Source organism: Lacibacter sediminis, from assembly GCF_014168535.1.
Taxonomy (GTDB): domain Bacteria; phylum Bacteroidota; class Bacteroidia; order Chitinophagales; family Chitinophagaceae; genus Lacibacter; species Lacibacter sediminis.
The window spans coordinates 3144907-3161203 of record NZ_CP060007.1 but is presented as its reverse complement, the minus strand read 5'-3'; the positions used below and the strand labels follow the sequence as shown (position 1 = coordinate 3161203).

The following is a 16297-nucleotide window of genomic DNA, read 5'->3' as shown; positions in this document are numbered from 1 at the left end:
TCTCTGGCCAAAAATAAGAAATGTTTACCCGCCGCCAAGAAGAAGGGCAGAAACAGCTGTTAAAAATTGTAAACTAATTACTTACGGGAATTATTAGCCGCATTTTGCACCGCAGGTTTTTCCACCAGGTCTTTGTAGCGCTTGATTGAACGGGCGATACTTTCAACCATTTGTTGCTGGCCTTCTTCACTGATCAGGTATTCCTCTTCGGGTCTGTGCGATAAAAAGCCCAACTCGATCAAAATACTTGGCATAGCAGTGGCCTGCAATACCCAAATACCTTTCTGGCGTTGCTTCACACCACGGCTGAAACGGCCGATGCCTACAAATTCTTCCTCAACAATAGAGGCCAGTTTTACGCTGTTCCCAAAAAACTGTTTGGTCCAGAGGGCTACTTGTTGTTTCACAATGGGGTCGTTAATGTTGGCATTAATAGTACCATCATCTTCTTCATTGCTGAAAATATCGCCGTTTTCAAGAATGAAATCTTCTTTATCGTCCTGTTTGTGGGCGGCAAACACATAGGTTTCGGTGCCGTGTGCAGGATTGGCGTGGTAGTAGGTCTTATAAACAGGAACTGTTCTTGTTTTCTTTACACGTTTTTTGCTCTTGCCTTTTCCGGTTGTAACATAGTAGGTTTCTTTACGAGAGCCTTCTCTCACTACTTCTCTCAGTTTAGGAACATAGTTGCAGTGGATGGATACAAACAGATCGCCTTTATTATTGTTGGCAAATTCAGCACGTGCCTTGTTCTCTACAAAATAAATGGAGGGTCTCGATTCAAGAATTTTCACTTCAGGCATTTCTTTCTGAAGAATAGTCACCAATCGTTTGGCAACTTCATACGAGATCTGATCTTCGGATACTTCTGTGCCAAATGAGCCATGGCGTGCACCAATAGTTCCTTTAAAACCATGGCCGGCATCAATAACAATGGTCCTGATCTTTCCTGCTGCAGCAGATGTATTATTTTTTTTACTGGTGAAGGAGATAGCCACCACACCCACCATCAGCAAACAGGCAATTCCGGGAAACCAGTTCTTGTTCATAGTTCGAATTTCGTTTTGAGTTAGTAATTCAAAAGCAACATTCACAGTTCGTTAATGCAATTGTGGCTATTTTTGTCGCCACCGTATATGTTCCAACGCCGTAAAGTTAATCATAAATCTGTTTTCATCACCGCTGTTGCAGCATTGCTGCTCTATGGCCTAACGGTAAGTGGTCGCTCTGCATTTCATTCATCATCTCATTTTCTGCAAGCTTTAACATTTGCAGTTGCTGATACAACACCTGTTAAACCAAAAAAACAGCCGATCACTAAACCTGCATTACAGACGAGAGAAGGCGCAGCAGCGCAGCAGAACAGAATGTTAATTGATACAGTGCCGGTTAAAAAAGATTCAGTCAATCTTGTCGATTCTTTACAACGCAAAGATTCGCTGGTGCAGAAGATCGATACGTTTGATTTTAAACTGTCAAAAGATTCTATTGATGCGCCGGTTGATTTTGAAGCCGAAGATTCAATGGTGATCGATATCCCGGGTAAACAGATCTTCCTTTATAACAAAGCATCGGTTAAGTTTAAAGATGTGGCACTCGATGCTTCTGTTATACGGCTCGATCAACCCACACAGATACTCACCGCTTTTTCTATCAAGGACAGTACGGGCAAACCAATTGGCGTGCCGGCCTTCAAACAAGGTGAAAGTGCATTTACATCAGATACCATCCGTTATAATTTTAAAACACAACGTGGCTTAACCATCGGTACTTATACGCAGGAAGGGGAGATGTTTATCTATGGGGAGAAAGTAAAACGTATCAGCCCAACTGTTTTCTTTGCTGAGAAAGCAAGGTTCACTTCCTGTAATTATGATACACCACACTTTGCGTTTAAAGCACGTAAAGTAAAATTCATCAGCAATAAAGTGGCTGTTACAGGTTTGGTGCGACCTGAGTTTGAAAACGTGCCGATCCCTCTTGGTTTGCCGTTTGGTTTATTCCCCATGAAACAGGGTAGAAGAACAGGACTGTTACCACCGCAACCTGTAGCGAATGATCAGTTGGGTTTTGGTTTGGAAGGATTGGGATATTATAAAACAGTTGGTGAATATTGGGATGCTACCATCAGGGCCAATATTTATTCATACGGTTCGTATAGCTTATTTCTTTCACCAACATATCGTAAGCGTTACCGCTACAATGGCGGGTTCAACATCAGTTACCTCAATACAAAAATTGGTTTCAAGGGCGATCCTGATTATGTTCCGCCAAACCGTAACTTTTCTGTTCAGTGGAATCATAGTTTAGATGGCAAGGCAAGACCCGGGCAATCATTCAGTGCAAGTGTAAACGTTGCCACGAGTTTGTTTAACCGTTACTTCCCCAACAATGCGTCGCAGAACTTCAATAATACCTTGCAATCTTCCATTGCTTACCAACGTACATGGGCGGGCAAACCTTTTAATTTATCGGTAACTGCAAATCATAATCAAAACACGAATCAGAAACAATACAATATCAGCTTGCCCGATATTGGTTTTACTGTGAACACACTGTATCCTTTTCAGAAAAAAGAATTTGTTGGTACGCCTAAATGGTACGAAAAACTAGGTGTGTCGTATAATGGAACTTTCCGTAACCAGGTTTCATTTACTGATTCAACCTTTACACTCAAACATTTACTCGATACGGCAACATGGAGTGCACGACACAGTATTCCTATTCAGCTTTCTTTACCTGCATTAGGACCCTTGCAGGTTGGTCCTGCCATCAGTTACGATGAAACATGGCACTCACGCACTTTTGTACGCCGCTGGAACCCTGCAACCAAATCGGTTGAAACAGTTAGTGAAAAAGGTTTTTACCAGGAACGGCAAATGAGCTTTGGTTTGAACTTCAGTACGGCTGTGTTTGGTAAACTTGATTTTAAGAAAGGAAACGTCAAAGCGTTGCGTCATGTTATTCGTCCCACGTTTGGATTGGGATACAGACCGGATATGAACAGGAGCAAATGGTACCGTGCACAGGTTGATTCAACAGGACGAGAATTATGGTTCGATAAGTTTAATGGCTCACAGGCAGCTAATATTCCTGATGGCCGTTCGGGTTCTATCAATTTATCGATCGATAATAACCTGGAGATGAAAGTGCGGGATAAAAAAGATACTTCAGAGGCAGCAGATAAAAAGGTACGCCTGATAGATGGTTTTGGTGTGAGCACCAGTTATAATATGCTTGCCGATTCATTTGCGCTGAGTGATTTTAATTTTTACCTGCGTAGTAATTTGTTTGAAAAGATCAGCTTAACTGCCGGTGCAAATGTTTCGCCTTACCAGGTAGATCCTAAAACAGGATTCCGTAAACGGGAATATGCATGGCAGGCCGATAAGTTTTCGTTAGGCCGTTTTACCAGTGGGTTTGTATCAGTGAGTACGCAATTCAAAAGCAAACCAAAAGACGAAAAGAAAGAAAAAGAAAAACAAGAATCAGAACGCAACAGGCGGAATAATGGAGATTATGATGAACAAAGCCGTGAGCTGAATGCAATACAACGTAACCCAGGTGAGTTTGCTGATTTTAATATTCCCTGGAGTTTAAGCTTCAGCTATTCTTTGAATCTGAACCGCCAATTAAAACTGGATTACTCCGGGTTCGAAACATTGATCACACAATCGGTGAACTTCAACGGCGATTTTAATTTAACAGAGAAATGGAAAGTGCAGGCGAATGGTACGTTTGATATTCAAACAAAAACATTACAGTATTTAACTACTTCTATTTCGAGAGATCTGCATTGCTGGCAATTGGCCATTAACGTTACACCGGTTGGTATTTATCGTTCGTTCAGTATCAGCATCAATCCAAAATCAGGTTTGCTGCGAGATCTGCGTATCAACCGCTCCAAGTTCTTCTATAACTTACCGCAGTAGTATTATTTCCTTGATTCAATATAATTCCACATCAATTCGTACACATGTTCACGAAGTTGTTTTATATCTTCTTTTCCAAGTTCGCTTGTTGCAATAGGATCGAGAAAATGCATTTCAATTTTTGATGGCCAGAAGTAAAAACCTTTATGTTGCGGTAATACTTTTTTTGTGTTGAATAATACAGCAGGAACAATTGCTTTCTTTGTTTCAATGGCTAAACGGAAAGCACCGTCTTTAAATTCTTTCAGCGGCTGGTTGGTTTTGTTTCTTGTTCCTTCCGGATAAATGCACATATGCAAACCCATATCCAACACTCGTCTCATGTAAGCATAACTTTTCAATCTGCTTTCTTCACTCTTCCGATCGACCAATACACTTCCTCTGCGATAGATAATGCCAAACAACGGAATCTTCGCCATTTCAATTTTTGCAATCGTTTTATTGGCGCCGGGTATACCGGGCGATGTAACAGGTACATCCATAAAAGAATTATGATTGCACACTACTACATAGTTTTCGCCCTTTTTAAATTTCTCTTTTCCTTTTATTACTAATCGAATACCAGCAAGAGGTAACCACACACCCATCCAGATTCTGGACATGGCAATAAACCAGCGTGTACGTTTTGGTTCAGGCAACAGACCCATTGCCCATGTAGGTATTAATATAATAAGCATGGTGGCAATAAACGTAAGCATTGCCCACAAAGCGAATATGCGTCCAAGTATGTTTTTTAAAACGTTCATGGTAATTTCCAATCGATGGGTTCAAGTCCTTCTTTCAATAACAATTCATTCGTTTGCGAAAAATGTTTGCAGCCAAAGAAGCCTTTATCGGCACTGAAAGGCGAGGGGTGTGCTGCTTTCAACACATGATGTTTGGTTTCATCAATGAGGCTTTGTTTTTCCTGTGCAAATTTTCCCCAGAGCAAAAACACAACTCCTTTTTTATGATCTGAAATTGTTTTGATGACAGCATTCGTGAAATTATCCCAGCCAATTTTTGAATGACTGGCAGGCTCATTTGCCCTTACCGTTAGAAAAGCATTGAGCAATAACACACCCTGTTGTGCCCATTTAATAAGATTACCATGCTTGGCCGACATGCCAACGCCCATGTCCTTTTCTATTTCTTTGTAGATATTAATAAGGGATGGCGGAGGGTTAATTCCATCCTGTACCGAAAAGCAAAGTCCGTGCGCCTGACCTGGCCCGTGATAGGGGTCCTGGCCAATGATCACCACCTTTACATTATTGAAGGGTGTTTGGGTAAAAGCATTGAATATGAGAGAGCCGGGCGGGTAAATAGTTTTGCCCTGTATTTTTTCGGTTTTAAGAAAGGCTACGATCTGTTGGAAATAGGCTTTGCTGAACTCCTGTTTCAACTCTTCTTTCCAACTATCTTCTATCTGAACATCCATGCACAATACGTTTGGATGCAATGGTACAAAAAATTACCTTTGCTGCCTCTTAATCAAAAGCTGGTCCGGTAGCTCAGCTGGATAGAGAGCATCCCGATTTCTAAATCGGGAGGGTCAAAGGTTCGAAGACGCTACTACATATTAATAAAACAGCTGGTCCGGTAGCTCAGCTGGATAGAGCATCAGCCTTCTAAGCTGAGGGTCATTGGTTCGAATCCAATCCGGATCACAAAAAAGCCTCATTAAATGAGGCTTTTTTCTTGTCGCATAAATTCTACAACCGGTTTCTCAAATTAACCTCTATATTTATACCCGAACGATTGCTGGCTAACTTCTTAAAACCCCTCCGTACCAATTTCCTTCGTTAAACATCCGCTACCCCGTTTCTCACCGAACAACCTTTTCATTTAGTTGTAATAGTTATTACACGTATATCCAATTCTCCTGAAGATCCTTAAGCAAACCTTTAAAAGGCCGTAATCCCAATTGCTTATATAAAAGAGAAAACGAATGAAAAAGGTTTTAGGTCTTTGCGTGTTCATGCTAAGTTTTACTGCAGTCCGTTCACAGGTTTATTTACAAGCCGGGGGAGGTGTTACAACAAACGGTAATGCCGGTGCTGATCTGCAGGTAGGTTATTCCCTAAAGAAAAAAACAACCATCGGTATCGGTTATTTTGCGCTGATCGATAATGCACAGCCCTTGTTAATGAATGTTCAGGTGGGATATAAATTATCAAAGTCGGTTCGAATGTATGGCGGTTATGTACGCAAACAGGTATCAAGCAGCCACAAAGCACTCAATACAAATTCCTGGATCGGAGGGATTGAATACAACACAAAGCGGTTTAAAAAAGGAAATTTTTACTATTCAGCAAACTATATTCCCAATTATTTCTTTGCGTGTGTGGGTATGAAGTTTAATTATAAATAGAGCAAAGCCTTGTCTGCATTGAGTTTCAGCAAACGAGCGCAGTTATCACAGAAAAAAAGCTGAAAATATTCTGCTAAAAACTTGCATATGTAAAAGAAGACAGTAATTTTACGGTCAGAATTGAATCCGGCCCTAACAAATATTCTCCACCGATTTAATTCCCCTTTTAATATCTCATATCCGGAAGCCCCTTCCAAAATTCCTTATTTGAACCAAATTGATTCCAATCCTATACCCGAGATTGTACTTTATCAATTTGTATATAATGAAAACGAAATTTGTACCTGTAATTGCTGCCTTCATGATCCTGTTGTTTGTAAACACAGGCACCTCCGGAACTATTTTTTCCAAACAAGTCTGGCCGAAAGTTTATGATGTTCAGTTTGAACAGAAAGGCGCTTTTGTTGTGCTTGAGTGGAAAGCAGATAACGAACCCAAAGACATTTACTACGAAGTTGAAACAAGTGTTGATGGTATTGCATATAAAGCATCTGCAATTGTATTGGGTGGTTTTGCAAATGAGGCACATTACAGCTATCAATACAAAATGAAGAAAACGGCATCTTCAAAAACATATTACCGCATTAAACAAATGAACAATGATGGCACTTACAGAATTGTAAGCGAGCAATCATTCTAAATATATTCAACGAACTGTTGGTTCTCTTATAGGTAAATACGCCGTCCTTATTCTTAAGGATGGCTTTTTATTTTAAATCGAAAGGGGAAAGTGAAAAATCGGAAGTAGGCCCGTCCGACGCCATCATCTGACAGGTAAACGAAAACTTGTTTTGAAATAGATGTATAAGCTTGATTACATTTCTTTGAGATAAGCCAATGCGACTTCAGCAGAAAGGGGCTCAGTTTGTTCAAGTATAAAAACTTTGTTTGCTCCGGCCATTTCTGCAAGATCCCGAAGTGCTCTTTTTTCAATGTCACTTAACCCGCCTTCAAGCCCTTCGAGTTGTTGAATCAGGATATTCATCTTTGATAGAAAGGATCTTCCTTTTAAACCAAGTTTTTCTAAGGCTGATTGAATAGTTTCGTTAGCAGGGTTAAAACTACTGACAACATTTCTTACGCTTGAGAAAGGTCGTATCGCTTGTTGGGTAACTGTTTCACCAGTATTCAAATCTGTTACTTCAACATGATTGCGTTTGATTTTGATGTAGATGGATTTTAATTTGAACATAGGATGCCTTGTAGTTTATTGGTTTGATTATAGAACCATAGCGTTTTTGTAATTCGGCACAAGCGAGAGGCTTGCGCCATTGTGCTTTTTCCACAACATAAGTATAATTAATAAGGCAAATGAAGTGATGATGTAAAACACCAACCAGACATTACCTTTAAAAACCTTGTCCCAATCCCGATCATATTTCTCTTTAAGTGGAGCTAAATCACTTTTTTTGAAAAGAATCGTCATCACGAAATATATGGGCAGCATTGTTAAAAAAACTATTAACCTCTTAGTTAACTTATCGGCCGTGATGTCGGGAATGCTGTTGAGAAGAATGAGAATTTGCATTAGATGTATGAAAACTAATAATGTCATTGAACAAATGGCACTGAAATAGGGGATACTAGCTCTAGATCCTTTTGAATAATAACGATGGAATAAATAGCCAATGAATTTTATTGTCCTCATTTTATTTCACTCTCGGGTTAGCTGCTAGTAATTTGGTTAGATAATGCAAGCAACCACTTTTGTTTATTGCCTTTTGACTATTGCCCATTCATTCATAAATCATCCCATCTTACTCTCCAACTCCATCACCTTCTCAAACGCCGCTTCATACTCTGCATTCAATTCTTTCAGATCCTTGCTGAGCTTTTGATAAGAAGTTTCGGTTTGCTTGAATTTGTCTTTATCAGAATAGGTAGAAGGGTCGGAGAGTTGCGCTTCCATTTTATTTTTTTCAATGGTGGTAGCGTTGATCTTTTCTTCCAACTGCTGTAAAATACGTTGCTGCTTCTGCAATTCTTTCTTCGCTTCTTTATTGATCACCTGTTTGGTATCTGCAACAGGTGCCTGTTGTTGAACTGCCGGTTTTTCCTCAACTACTTTTTTTATTTCCGTTTTTTTTTCACTGGCAGCTGCAGATGATTTACTATCGGCTTCTCGTTTCGCCATCCGCTCTTTCCATTCTAAATATTCAGTGTAAGTGCCTTTAAATTCCTTGATTTCTTCATCCACAATTTCCCAGATCTTATTGGCTGTTTGCGAAACAAAGAAACGATCGTGACTCACCAAAATAATACTGCCCTGGTATTTGTTCAATGCTTCGATCAACAGTTCAACCGAATGCATATCCAGGTGGTTCGTCGGTTCATCGAGCATCAGGAAGTTAGCCTTGCTGATGATCGTTTTTGCCAATGCAATTCTTGCTTTTTCACCACCGCTCAATACTTTGATCTTTTTATCGATATCATCGCCACCAAATAGAAAGCAACCAAGAAGGGTGCGTAACTCCTGGTCGGTTTTCTGTGTGCCGCAGGTTTTTAATTCATCAAGCAGTGTATGATTAAGACCTAATGATTCCAACTGATGCTGGGCATAAAAACTTTCATCAACATTGTGTCCCCATTTGCGTTCACCTTCGTATTGTTCAACACCTGCGATAATGCGGAGCAGGGTAGATTTACCTTTACCATTCGCACCGATCAACGCAATTTTATCACCCCGTTCAATTTCTGCACTAGCGTTCGTTACAATTCTGGTGGCGCCGTAATGTTTGCTTACATGTTTTAATTCGCACAATACTTTACCCGGCATTTTATCAATCGCAAAGTTGATACGGATATTCGGACGGTCATTTGTTGGTGCTTCAATCACATCCAGCTTTTCTAATTTCTTAATAGCAGTTTGTGCAGCAGCGGCTTTACTGGCTTTTGCACGGAAACGTTCAATAAAACGTTCTTGCTGACGGATAAAGTCCTGCTGATTTTCAAACGCCTTCATCTGCAATTCCATCCGTATTTCCTTTTCTTGTTGATAGAAAGAATAGTTACCACCATAGATATGCAAGCCTTGCTGAAATACTTCTACGATCTTGGTCACCATGCGATCAAGGAACCAACGGTCATGCGACACGATCACTACTGAACCTTGATAATGCAACAGATATTTCTCTAACCATTCAATACTCGGTAGATCAAGGTGGTTTGTCGGTTCATCCAGCAACAACAGATCGGGCTGTTGTAAGATCATTTTCGCCAGCAGCACACGCATGCGCCAGCCACCACTGAATTCTTTATACGGACGTTGCAGATCGGCATTGGCAAAACCAAGCCCCTGCAGAATTTCTTCTGTTTTATGATGGATATTGTAACCATCCAGCGTATCCATTTCGTGGAGCTTATCAGAATAAAGATGGAGGAGAGCCTCATCTTCATGATTCTTCTCTAACTGAATACCCAGCTCTTCAATTTCTTTTTCGAGCAGCAGTACTTTTTCAAACGCACCCAACGCCACCTGTAAAATCGATTCGCTGGTATCAAAACTCAGAAGGTCCTGGTGCAGATAGCCAATGCTGGTATTGCGGCTGCGGATCACCTCACCTTTGGAAGGTTGGTATTCGCCCACCAGCAGTTTCAGGAGGGTAGACTTGCCCGTACCATTATACCCGATCAAACCAATGCGTTCATTGGGGTGAATATGCCAGGTAGAATCTTCTATAATAGCTCTTGCACCAAACTCAAACGTTACATTCTGAAAACCAGCTAACATAATTCTTACTTAAAAATGAGCCGCAAAGATAAGGTTTAAGTGCGGGGTGAGAGGTAAGAAGTAGGAGGTAAGAGGGATTGAGTACGAAGTACGAGGTAAGAGGTACGAAGTACGAAGCGGGAACCTCGTCAGCGGTTGGTAACCCTGACGGCGGTTGAATGTTTGGTATTCCTGACAGCTCGCAGCAAACCCCGTAGGTCTTATCTTTGCCAAAATTTTTTTTATGAAGAAGACTTTGCTTATCCTCTCCGTCATTTTTCTAGCGGTAGCCTGTAAAAACAAAGAAGACAAAACAGAAGAAACAACAACGACTGAACCGAAAGCTGCAGCCGGGTATGCATACAGCGAAACATTCAACCAATCGATGAACAATGTGTTGAATGCGTATTATAGCCTGAAAGATGCGTTTGTTGCGAGCGATACAGTGAAAGTGAATGCGGCAGGTGCAGCATTAAAATCCTTACTCGACAGTTTAAAGCTCGATGAGGTACAGAAATTTGATACACTTGGTTTCTCGAGTATCAACGGTCGTGCAGGTGATGTTGCTGCAGAACTGAGTGGTATGTTGGGCGAAAAAGAACTGGAGAAAAAACGTGAATCTTTCGAAATGGTATCGAATGCATTTTACGATATGGTGCGTGTAATTAAACCCACAGGTGCTACTATCTACTATCAATATTGCCCGATGGCATTTAACGATAAAGGTGCTTATTGGCTCAGCAATGCTGATAGTATTATGAATCCTTACTTCGGTAAGAAAATGTTGACTTGCGGTGAAGTAAAGGAGACGTTGAAATTCTAAGAAACGTGAGTGGTGAGTCGTTAGTCGTGAGTGGAAAATCCGGAACTGTTTTATTCACGACTAACGATTCACGATTTTCGACAACAATTGCTGCCGATCACTTGTAATAGGAGGACACTTATAAAACGGGAAATTTTCCGCATGTACTATTTTAAACCTGTCATTTCACTGCTGATCTGTATTGTAACAGTTTTTGCTGCAACTGCACAAGAGAAATTCACCATCAGCGGTTATGTAAAAGACAGCACCAGTAATGAAACTATCATTGGTGCCACCATCAGCGTTAAAGGCCGCAGCAAAGGCATCAGCTCTAACCAATACGGATTTTATTCTATCACACTCGATAAAGGCAGTTATACACTTTCAGTATCTCATGTTGGGTTTGTTGCCAAAGAAATTGAGCTTGATCTGAAGAGTAATACCCAACTCAATTTTGATCTTGCTCCACGCATTTCCATTGCACAGGAAGTGATCATCTATTCCAAAAAACGTGATCTGAATGTTAAGAGCGCACAAATGGGCAAGTTTGAACTGAGCATGAACCAGATCAAATCGATTCCGGCCCTTGCAGGTGAAGTTGACCCGATTAAAGTATTGCAATTGTTGCCGGGTGTACGTAATGCAGGTGAGGGCAATAGTGGTTTGTATGTGCGTGGTGGTGGGCCCGACCAGAATTTGATTTTGTTAGATGATGCAGTGGTGTACAATCCCGGTCACCTGTTTGGTTTCTTCTCGGTATTCAACAGTGATGCGTTGAAGAATGTGAGTTTGATCAAAGGTGGTATGCCGGCTAACTATGGTGGCCGTATCAGCAGTGTGGTGGATATTGCCATGAAAGAAGGCAATAACAAAAAGTTCCAGGTAGAAGGCGGAATAGGTACGATCTCTTCACGTGTATCAATTCAAGGTCCTGTTGTAAAAGAAAAAGCATCGTTCATTGTATCGGCAAGAAGAACGTATGTAGATATTCTTGCAAAGCCTTTCATAAAAAAAGAAAGTGCTTTCTACGGCAGTGGTTATTATTTCTACGATCTCAATACAAAATTCAACTATAAATTTTCGGAGAAAGACCGTTTGTATGCAAGTGGTTATTTCGGACGGGATGTGTTTACATTCAACAACAAAGAACGCAGCTTCGGTGCACGTATTCCATGGGGTAATTCAACCGGTACGGTACGTTGGAATCATGTGTTCAACAGTAAACTCTTTGCCAACACATCGCTGGTATGGAACGATTATCAATTTGCATTCGGTGGCACACAAAGTGATTTTGAGATCAATCTCAATTCAGCCATCCGTGATGTGAGTGCCAAGATCGATTTTGATTATTATCCCATAAGTGGTCATCAGTTGAAGTATGGTATCAACTATACCTATCATAAATTCAATCCGCAAACAGCCAGTGGTAAAAGCGGCGACATCACGTTTGAACCTCAAACAGTGAATAACAAGTTCGCCCATGAAATGGCTGCCTACATCATGGACGATTGGGAAGTGAATGATGCATTGAAAATTAATTATGGCATCCGTTACACCAGTTTTCAACAGGTAGGCCCTTACAAACTGTTTGTAAAAGATCCTGATGGTAATAAACTCGACAGCACGGTGTTTGGCCGTAATGATAAAATAAAAACCTATGGCGGTTTTGAACCACGTGTTACTTTTCGTTATGCATTAGATGATGAAACCTCGTTGAAAGGAGCGGTAACACGAAACCTGCAGTTTATTCATTTGGTGAGCAACTCGGGAACTACGTTGCCAACTGATATCTGGGTGCCGAGTACATACAGAGTAAAACCACAGATCGGCTGGCAGTATGCAGCAGGGTTCTTTAAAAACTTTAAGGATAACATGTGGGAGACCTCTGTTGAAGTATATTACAAAACCATGCAGAACCAGATCGAATACAAAGAAGGGTATACACCGGGCATTGGTGATCCCGAAGAAAGTTTTGTATTTGGTAAAGGATGGAGTTATGGTGCTGAGTTTTATGTAAACAAAGCAAGAGGTAAGTTTACAGGTTGGATCGGTTATACTCTTTCATGGACATGGCGCAGGTTCCCTCAATTGAATGATGGTGATAAATATCCCGGCCGTTACGATCGCCGGCATGATCTGAGTGTTGTGACCAACTATCAGCAAAACAAGAAATGGAAATATTCGGCTGTGTTTGTATTTGGTACCGGTAATGCTTTCACATTGCCTGAACGTTTCTTTTTGGTGGATGGTGTGCTCACGCAGCAGTATAGCCGCATTAATCAATACCGTTTACCTGCTTATCATCGCCTCGACTTTTCTGCTACGTTAACACCTCAACCAAAGAAAGTGCGTAAGCTCAGAACAGAATGGGTGTTCAGTGTGTACAATGCGTACAGCCGGCAAAACCCCTACTTTATTTACTACGATCAAAAAGGAAATCCTTTGCAGGGAACATTGGAAGTGGAAGCAAGACAGGTATCATTGTTCCCCATCATCCCAAGTGTCACCTTGAATTTTAAGTTGTAAACGCATTTATCTCAAAGCCACGAAGACGCAAAGCAGCACAAAGAGGAATCAAATTAATTGGCTTCTCTGCTTTTATACTTCGTGTTTCTTCGTGCCTAAGGACTCAACAAAGAATATTTAGAGTTTGCTTAGATTTGCCACCTTGCTGCTTAGCAATGAATAAAATCGAATACGCTTGTTTATGCGAAAAATTATTTTCTTTCTTTTAGCCGTCCTTGTTGCAACAGTTCATTTACAAGCCCAGGCAATACCGGATTACAAACGTTCGGATTTGCCAATAGAAAGAAGAGTACAAGATCTGCTGCAACGTATGACGCCGGAAGAAAAATTCTGGCAGTTGTTCATGATACCCGGCGATCTTGGCGATAATCCATCGCAATACAAAAATGGCATCTTTGGTTTCCAGGTGAATACAGTTCAGCAACAACATGGTGCAGCAGCACAAATCCTCAACTATAAACCGGGACAAACAGGCAAACAAACACTTACCAAGATCAATGAAATACAAAAATATTTTGTTGAGCAAACAAGGTTAGGCATTCCCATCATTGCATTTGATGAAGCCTTACATGGTCTTGTGCGTTATGAAGCAACTGCTTTCCCGCAGGCCATTGCATTGGCTGCTACATGGAATACATCGCTGATGAATAAAGTGGCTGCGGCTATTGCAATGGAAACAAAAGCAAGAGGTATTCGCCAGATACTTTCTCCGGTTGTAAACCTTGCAACAGATGTACGTTGGGGAAGAGTGGAAGAAACCTATGGTGAAGATCCTTTTCTTACTTCGACTATGGGGATTGCTTTTGTAAAGGCATTTGAACAACGTGGTGTTGTTACTACTCCCAAACATTTTGCTGTGAATCATGGTGAAGGTGGAAGAGACAGTTACCCTATACACTACAACAACAGATTGCTTGAGGAAACTTATTTCGTTCCGTTTAAAGAAGTGGTGCAAAAGGGTGGCGCAAGAAGTATGATGACGGCGTATAATTCACTGGACGGTTCTCCCTGTACAGCCAACAACTGGCTGCTGAATGAAAAATTAAAAAAGGAATGGGGCTTCAATGGTTTTGTTATTTCTGATGCAGGCGCAACAGGCGGTGCCAATGTGTTACACTTTACAGCAAAAGATTATGCAGAAGCAGGAAAGACATCTGTTGAGAACGGATTGGATGTTATTTTTCAAACAGCCTTTGAACATCATACATTATTTGATCCGCATTTCCTTGGTAAAACAATGAACCAGGCTGCTATTGACAGTGCTGTGGCAAGAGTGTTACGTATCAAATTTGAACTGGGCTTGTTTGAACATCCTTATGCAAAGGTAGAAGATGCCGGGCAATGGACTGCTGCATTGCATCACGATCTTGCAAGAGAAGCTGCACGCAACTCATTTGTATTATTGAAAAATACAAGCGCACCCGGCAAACAAACAAACGTATTGCCATTAAATAAATCAACAGAACGAATTGCAGTCATTGGTGTTGATGCTGTTGAAAAAAGATTGGGTGGTTACAGCGGTCCCGGCAATATAAAAGTGTCGATACTTGATGGCATCAAAGCAAAAACAGGAAAGACGACGAATGTATTGTATGCTCCCGGCCCCGGAAGAGAACATAAGACATGGGCCTTTGTACCCGGTAGCAATTTATCAACTGTAAAAGATGGAAAGAAAGTAAAAGGGTTAAAGGCAGAATATTTCAATAACGTAACCATGCAGGGACAACCTGTGGTTGAACGTATTGATGAAGAAATAAAATTTCAATGGACTTTGTTTTCTCCCGACCAGGCAAAGATCAATTATGATTTTTTCTCCGGAAGATGGACAGGTAAATTAAAATCGCCTGTAACCGGCAACTACAAAATCGGTATTGATGGAAATGATGGCTATCGATTATACATCAACAATAAGATGATCATTGATAACTGGAAAAAACAATCGTACTCAACTGCACTTGTTGATCATTATTTTGAAAAAGGGAAGGAGTATGATATCCGTATTGAATATTACGAACCTGCAGGTAATGCATGGATGCGTTTGATCTGGAATGTGGGCGTGCAGGATAACAGTGAACAGAAAATACAGGAAGCTGTACAGGTTGCAAAGAACAGTGATGTTGCAGTTGTGGTAGTTGGAATTGAAGAAGGGGAATTTAACGACCGTGCTTTATTATCGTTACCGGGTAAGCAGGAAGAACTCATCAAACGTGTTGCTGCAACAGGCAAACCTGTTGTGGTATTGTTGGTTGGCGGAAGCGCCATTACCATGACCAATTGGTTGGATAAAGTAAACAGTGTGCTCGATATCTGGTATCCCGGTGATGCAGGTGGTAACGCTGTTGCCGATGTGTTGTTTGGTGACTATAGCCCGGCCGGAAGATTGCCGATAACTTTTCCTGTAGCAGAAGCACAGTTGCCGCTTGTATATAATCACAAACCAACTGGCCGTGGGGATGATTATAATAATCTTACAGGTCAGCCATTATTTCCATTTGGCTTTGGGTTGAGTTACACCAGTTTTGATTACACTTCGTTGAAAATGGATAAGGAAGTTATTCGTGCAGGTGAGAGTATGCGTGTATCATTCAAAGTGAAAAATACGGGAAAAGTAAAAGGCGATGAAGTAGTGCAACTGTATATCCGTGATGAGTTGTCGTCTGTAGCAAGACCTCTTAAAGAATTAAAAGGATTTCAACGTATAACGCTTGCAGCGGGAGAAGAGAAAGAAGTAGCTTTCACCATTACACCCGACATGCTCAAAATGTTTGATGTAAATATGAAAGAAGTCATTGAGCCGGGTGCATTTCGTATCATGATCGGCAGCTCCAGTATGGATATACGGTTAAGGACTCTGCTGGAAGTAAAATGAAGATGAGTGCTTGTATATAAATAGAAAAAAGCTGTACTGCTCAACTTTTACCACTGAAATCTATTTTAAAGTTATTGACACTGTCATAGGCTGCCTTTTCTGCAAC

The 16297-nt window shown here is 40.9% G+C and carries 11 protein-coding genes and 1 tRNA gene; 7 read left to right on the top strand and 5 right to left on the bottom strand.

The window, feature by feature from the left end; genetic code table 11:
• Positions 1–77: 77 nt before the first annotated feature.
• Complete coding sequence (locus H4075_RS13415; RefSeq protein ID WP_182801346.1) at positions 78–1049, bottom strand: N-acetylmuramoyl-L-alanine amidase family protein; 972 nt, start codon at positions 1047–1049, stop codon at positions 78–80.
• A gap of 54 nt (positions 1050–1103) precedes the next feature.
• Between H4075_RS13415 and H4075_RS13410 the strand changes: the two genes are divergently transcribed.
• Entirely contained in the window at positions 1104–3932 is a 2829-nt protein-coding gene (locus H4075_RS13410) for a putative LPS assembly protein LptD (protein WP_182801345.1), read from the top strand.
• 2 nt (positions 3933–3934) lie between these two features.
• On the opposite strand, the gene H4075_RS13405 is transcribed toward H4075_RS13410, so the two are convergent.
• Together H4075_RS13405 and ung are read right to left on the bottom strand one after the other, a co-directional pair.
• Complete coding sequence (locus tag H4075_RS13405) at positions 3935–4678, bottom strand: lysophospholipid acyltransferase family protein (RefSeq protein WP_182801344.1); 744 nt, start codon at positions 4676–4678, stop codon at positions 3935–3937.
• Entirely contained in the window at positions 4675–5352 is a 678-nt protein-coding gene (ung, locus tag H4075_RS13400) for a uracil-DNA glycosylase (protein WP_182801343.1), read from the bottom strand. The genes H4075_RS13405 and ung overlap by 4 nt, the downstream gene beginning before the upstream one ends.
• 155 nt (positions 5353–5507) lie before the next feature.
• On the opposite strand from ung, the gene H4075_RS13395 reads away from it, so the two are divergent.
• The 3 genes from H4075_RS13395 (at position 5508) to H4075_RS13385 (ending at position 6925) form a co-directional block, all read left to right on the top strand.
• Positions 5508–5581 (top strand) — tRNA-Arg (locus H4075_RS13395).
• A 281-nt stretch (positions 5582–5862) separates the two neighbouring features.
• On the top strand, positions 5863–6285 hold the full coding sequence (locus H4075_RS13390; RefSeq protein WP_182801342.1) for a hypothetical protein: 423 nt from the start codon (positions 5863–5865) through the stop codon (positions 6283–6285).
• A gap of 265 nt (positions 6286–6550) precedes the next feature.
• Positions 6551–6925: a hypothetical protein gene (locus H4075_RS13385; protein ID WP_182801341.1), complete on the top strand. Its 375-nt coding sequence runs from the start codon at positions 6551–6553 to the stop codon at positions 6923–6925.
• A 174-nt stretch (positions 6926–7099) separates the two neighbouring features.
• Here the strand turns inward: H4075_RS13385 and H4075_RS13380 are convergent, their stop codons facing one another.
• Both H4075_RS13380 and H4075_RS13375 read right to left on the bottom strand, forming a co-directional pair.
• A complete protein-coding gene (locus tag H4075_RS13380) occupies positions 7100–7477 on the bottom strand; it encodes a rod shape-determining protein (RefSeq protein ID WP_182801340.1) in 378 nt (125 codons plus the stop codon).
• A 555-nt stretch (positions 7478–8032) separates the two neighbouring features.
• On the bottom strand, positions 8033–10015 hold the full coding sequence (locus tag H4075_RS13375) for an ABC-F family ATP-binding cassette domain-containing protein (RefSeq protein ID WP_182801339.1): 1983 nt from the start codon (positions 10013–10015) through the stop codon (positions 8033–8035).
• A 223-nt stretch (positions 10016–10238) separates the two neighbouring features.
• On the opposite strand from H4075_RS13375, the gene H4075_RS13370 reads away from it, so the two are divergent.
• The 3 genes from H4075_RS13370 to H4075_RS13360 all read left to right on the top strand — a co-directional run bounded on the left by H4075_RS13370 (position 10239) and on the right by H4075_RS13360 (position 16191).
• Positions 10239–10817 carry a DUF3347 domain-containing protein gene (locus H4075_RS13370; RefSeq protein WP_182801338.1) on the top strand — a complete coding sequence of 193 codons (579 nt, stop codon included), beginning with the start codon at positions 10239–10241 and terminating at the stop codon, positions 10815–10817.
• Between the two features lie 141 nt (positions 10818–10958).
• Positions 10959–13322, top strand: a complete 2364-nt coding sequence (locus H4075_RS13365; RefSeq protein ID WP_182801337.1) for a TonB-dependent receptor — start codon at positions 10959–10961, stop codon at positions 13320–13322.
• Positions 13323–13503: 181 nt separating this feature from the next.
• Positions 13504–16191, top strand: coding sequence for a glycoside hydrolase family 3 protein (locus H4075_RS13360; RefSeq protein WP_182801336.1), 2688 nt, complete (start codon positions 13504–13506; stop codon positions 16189–16191).
• Positions 16192–16297: the final 106 nt, after the last annotated feature.

What these genes read in the sequence shown, in the direction of transcription:
- ung (WP_182801343.1), bottom strand. Translation starts at nt 5,352, where the DNA reads ATGGATGTTCAGATAGAAGATAGTTGGAAAGAAGAGTTGAAACAGGAG.
- H4075_RS13410 (WP_182801345.1), top strand. Translation starts at nt 1,104, where the DNA reads ATGCAATTGTGGCTATTTTTGTCGCCACCGTATATGTTCCAACGCCGT.
- H4075_RS13360 (WP_182801336.1), top strand. Translation starts at nt 13,504, where the DNA reads ATGCGAAAAATTATTTTCTTTCTTTTAGCCGTCCTTGTTGCAACAGTT.
- H4075_RS13365 (WP_182801337.1), top strand. Translation starts at nt 10,959, where the DNA reads ATGTACTATTTTAAACCTGTCATTTCACTGCTGATCTGTATTGTAACA.
- H4075_RS13380 (WP_182801340.1), bottom strand. Translation starts at nt 7,477, where the DNA reads ATGTTCAAATTAAAATCCATCTACATCAAAATCAAACGCAATCATGTT.
- H4075_RS13385 (WP_182801341.1), top strand. Translation starts at nt 6,551, where the DNA reads ATGAAAACGAAATTTGTACCTGTAATTGCTGCCTTCATGATCCTGTTG.
- H4075_RS13375 (WP_182801339.1), bottom strand. Translation starts at nt 10,015, where the DNA reads ATGTTAGCTGGTTTTCAGAATGTAACGTTTGAGTTTGGTGCAAGAGCT.
- H4075_RS13415 (WP_182801346.1), bottom strand. Translation starts at nt 1,049, where the DNA reads ATGAACAAGAACTGGTTTCCCGGAATTGCCTGTTTGCTGATGGTGGGT.
- H4075_RS13390 (WP_182801342.1), top strand. Translation starts at nt 5,863, where the DNA reads ATGAAAAAGGTTTTAGGTCTTTGCGTGTTCATGCTAAGTTTTACTGCA.
- H4075_RS13370 (WP_182801338.1), top strand. Translation starts at nt 10,239, where the DNA reads ATGAAGAAGACTTTGCTTATCCTCTCCGTCATTTTTCTAGCGGTAGCC.
- H4075_RS13405 (WP_182801344.1), bottom strand. Translation starts at nt 4,678, where the DNA reads ATGAACGTTTTAAAAAACATACTTGGACGCATATTCGCTTTGTGGGCA.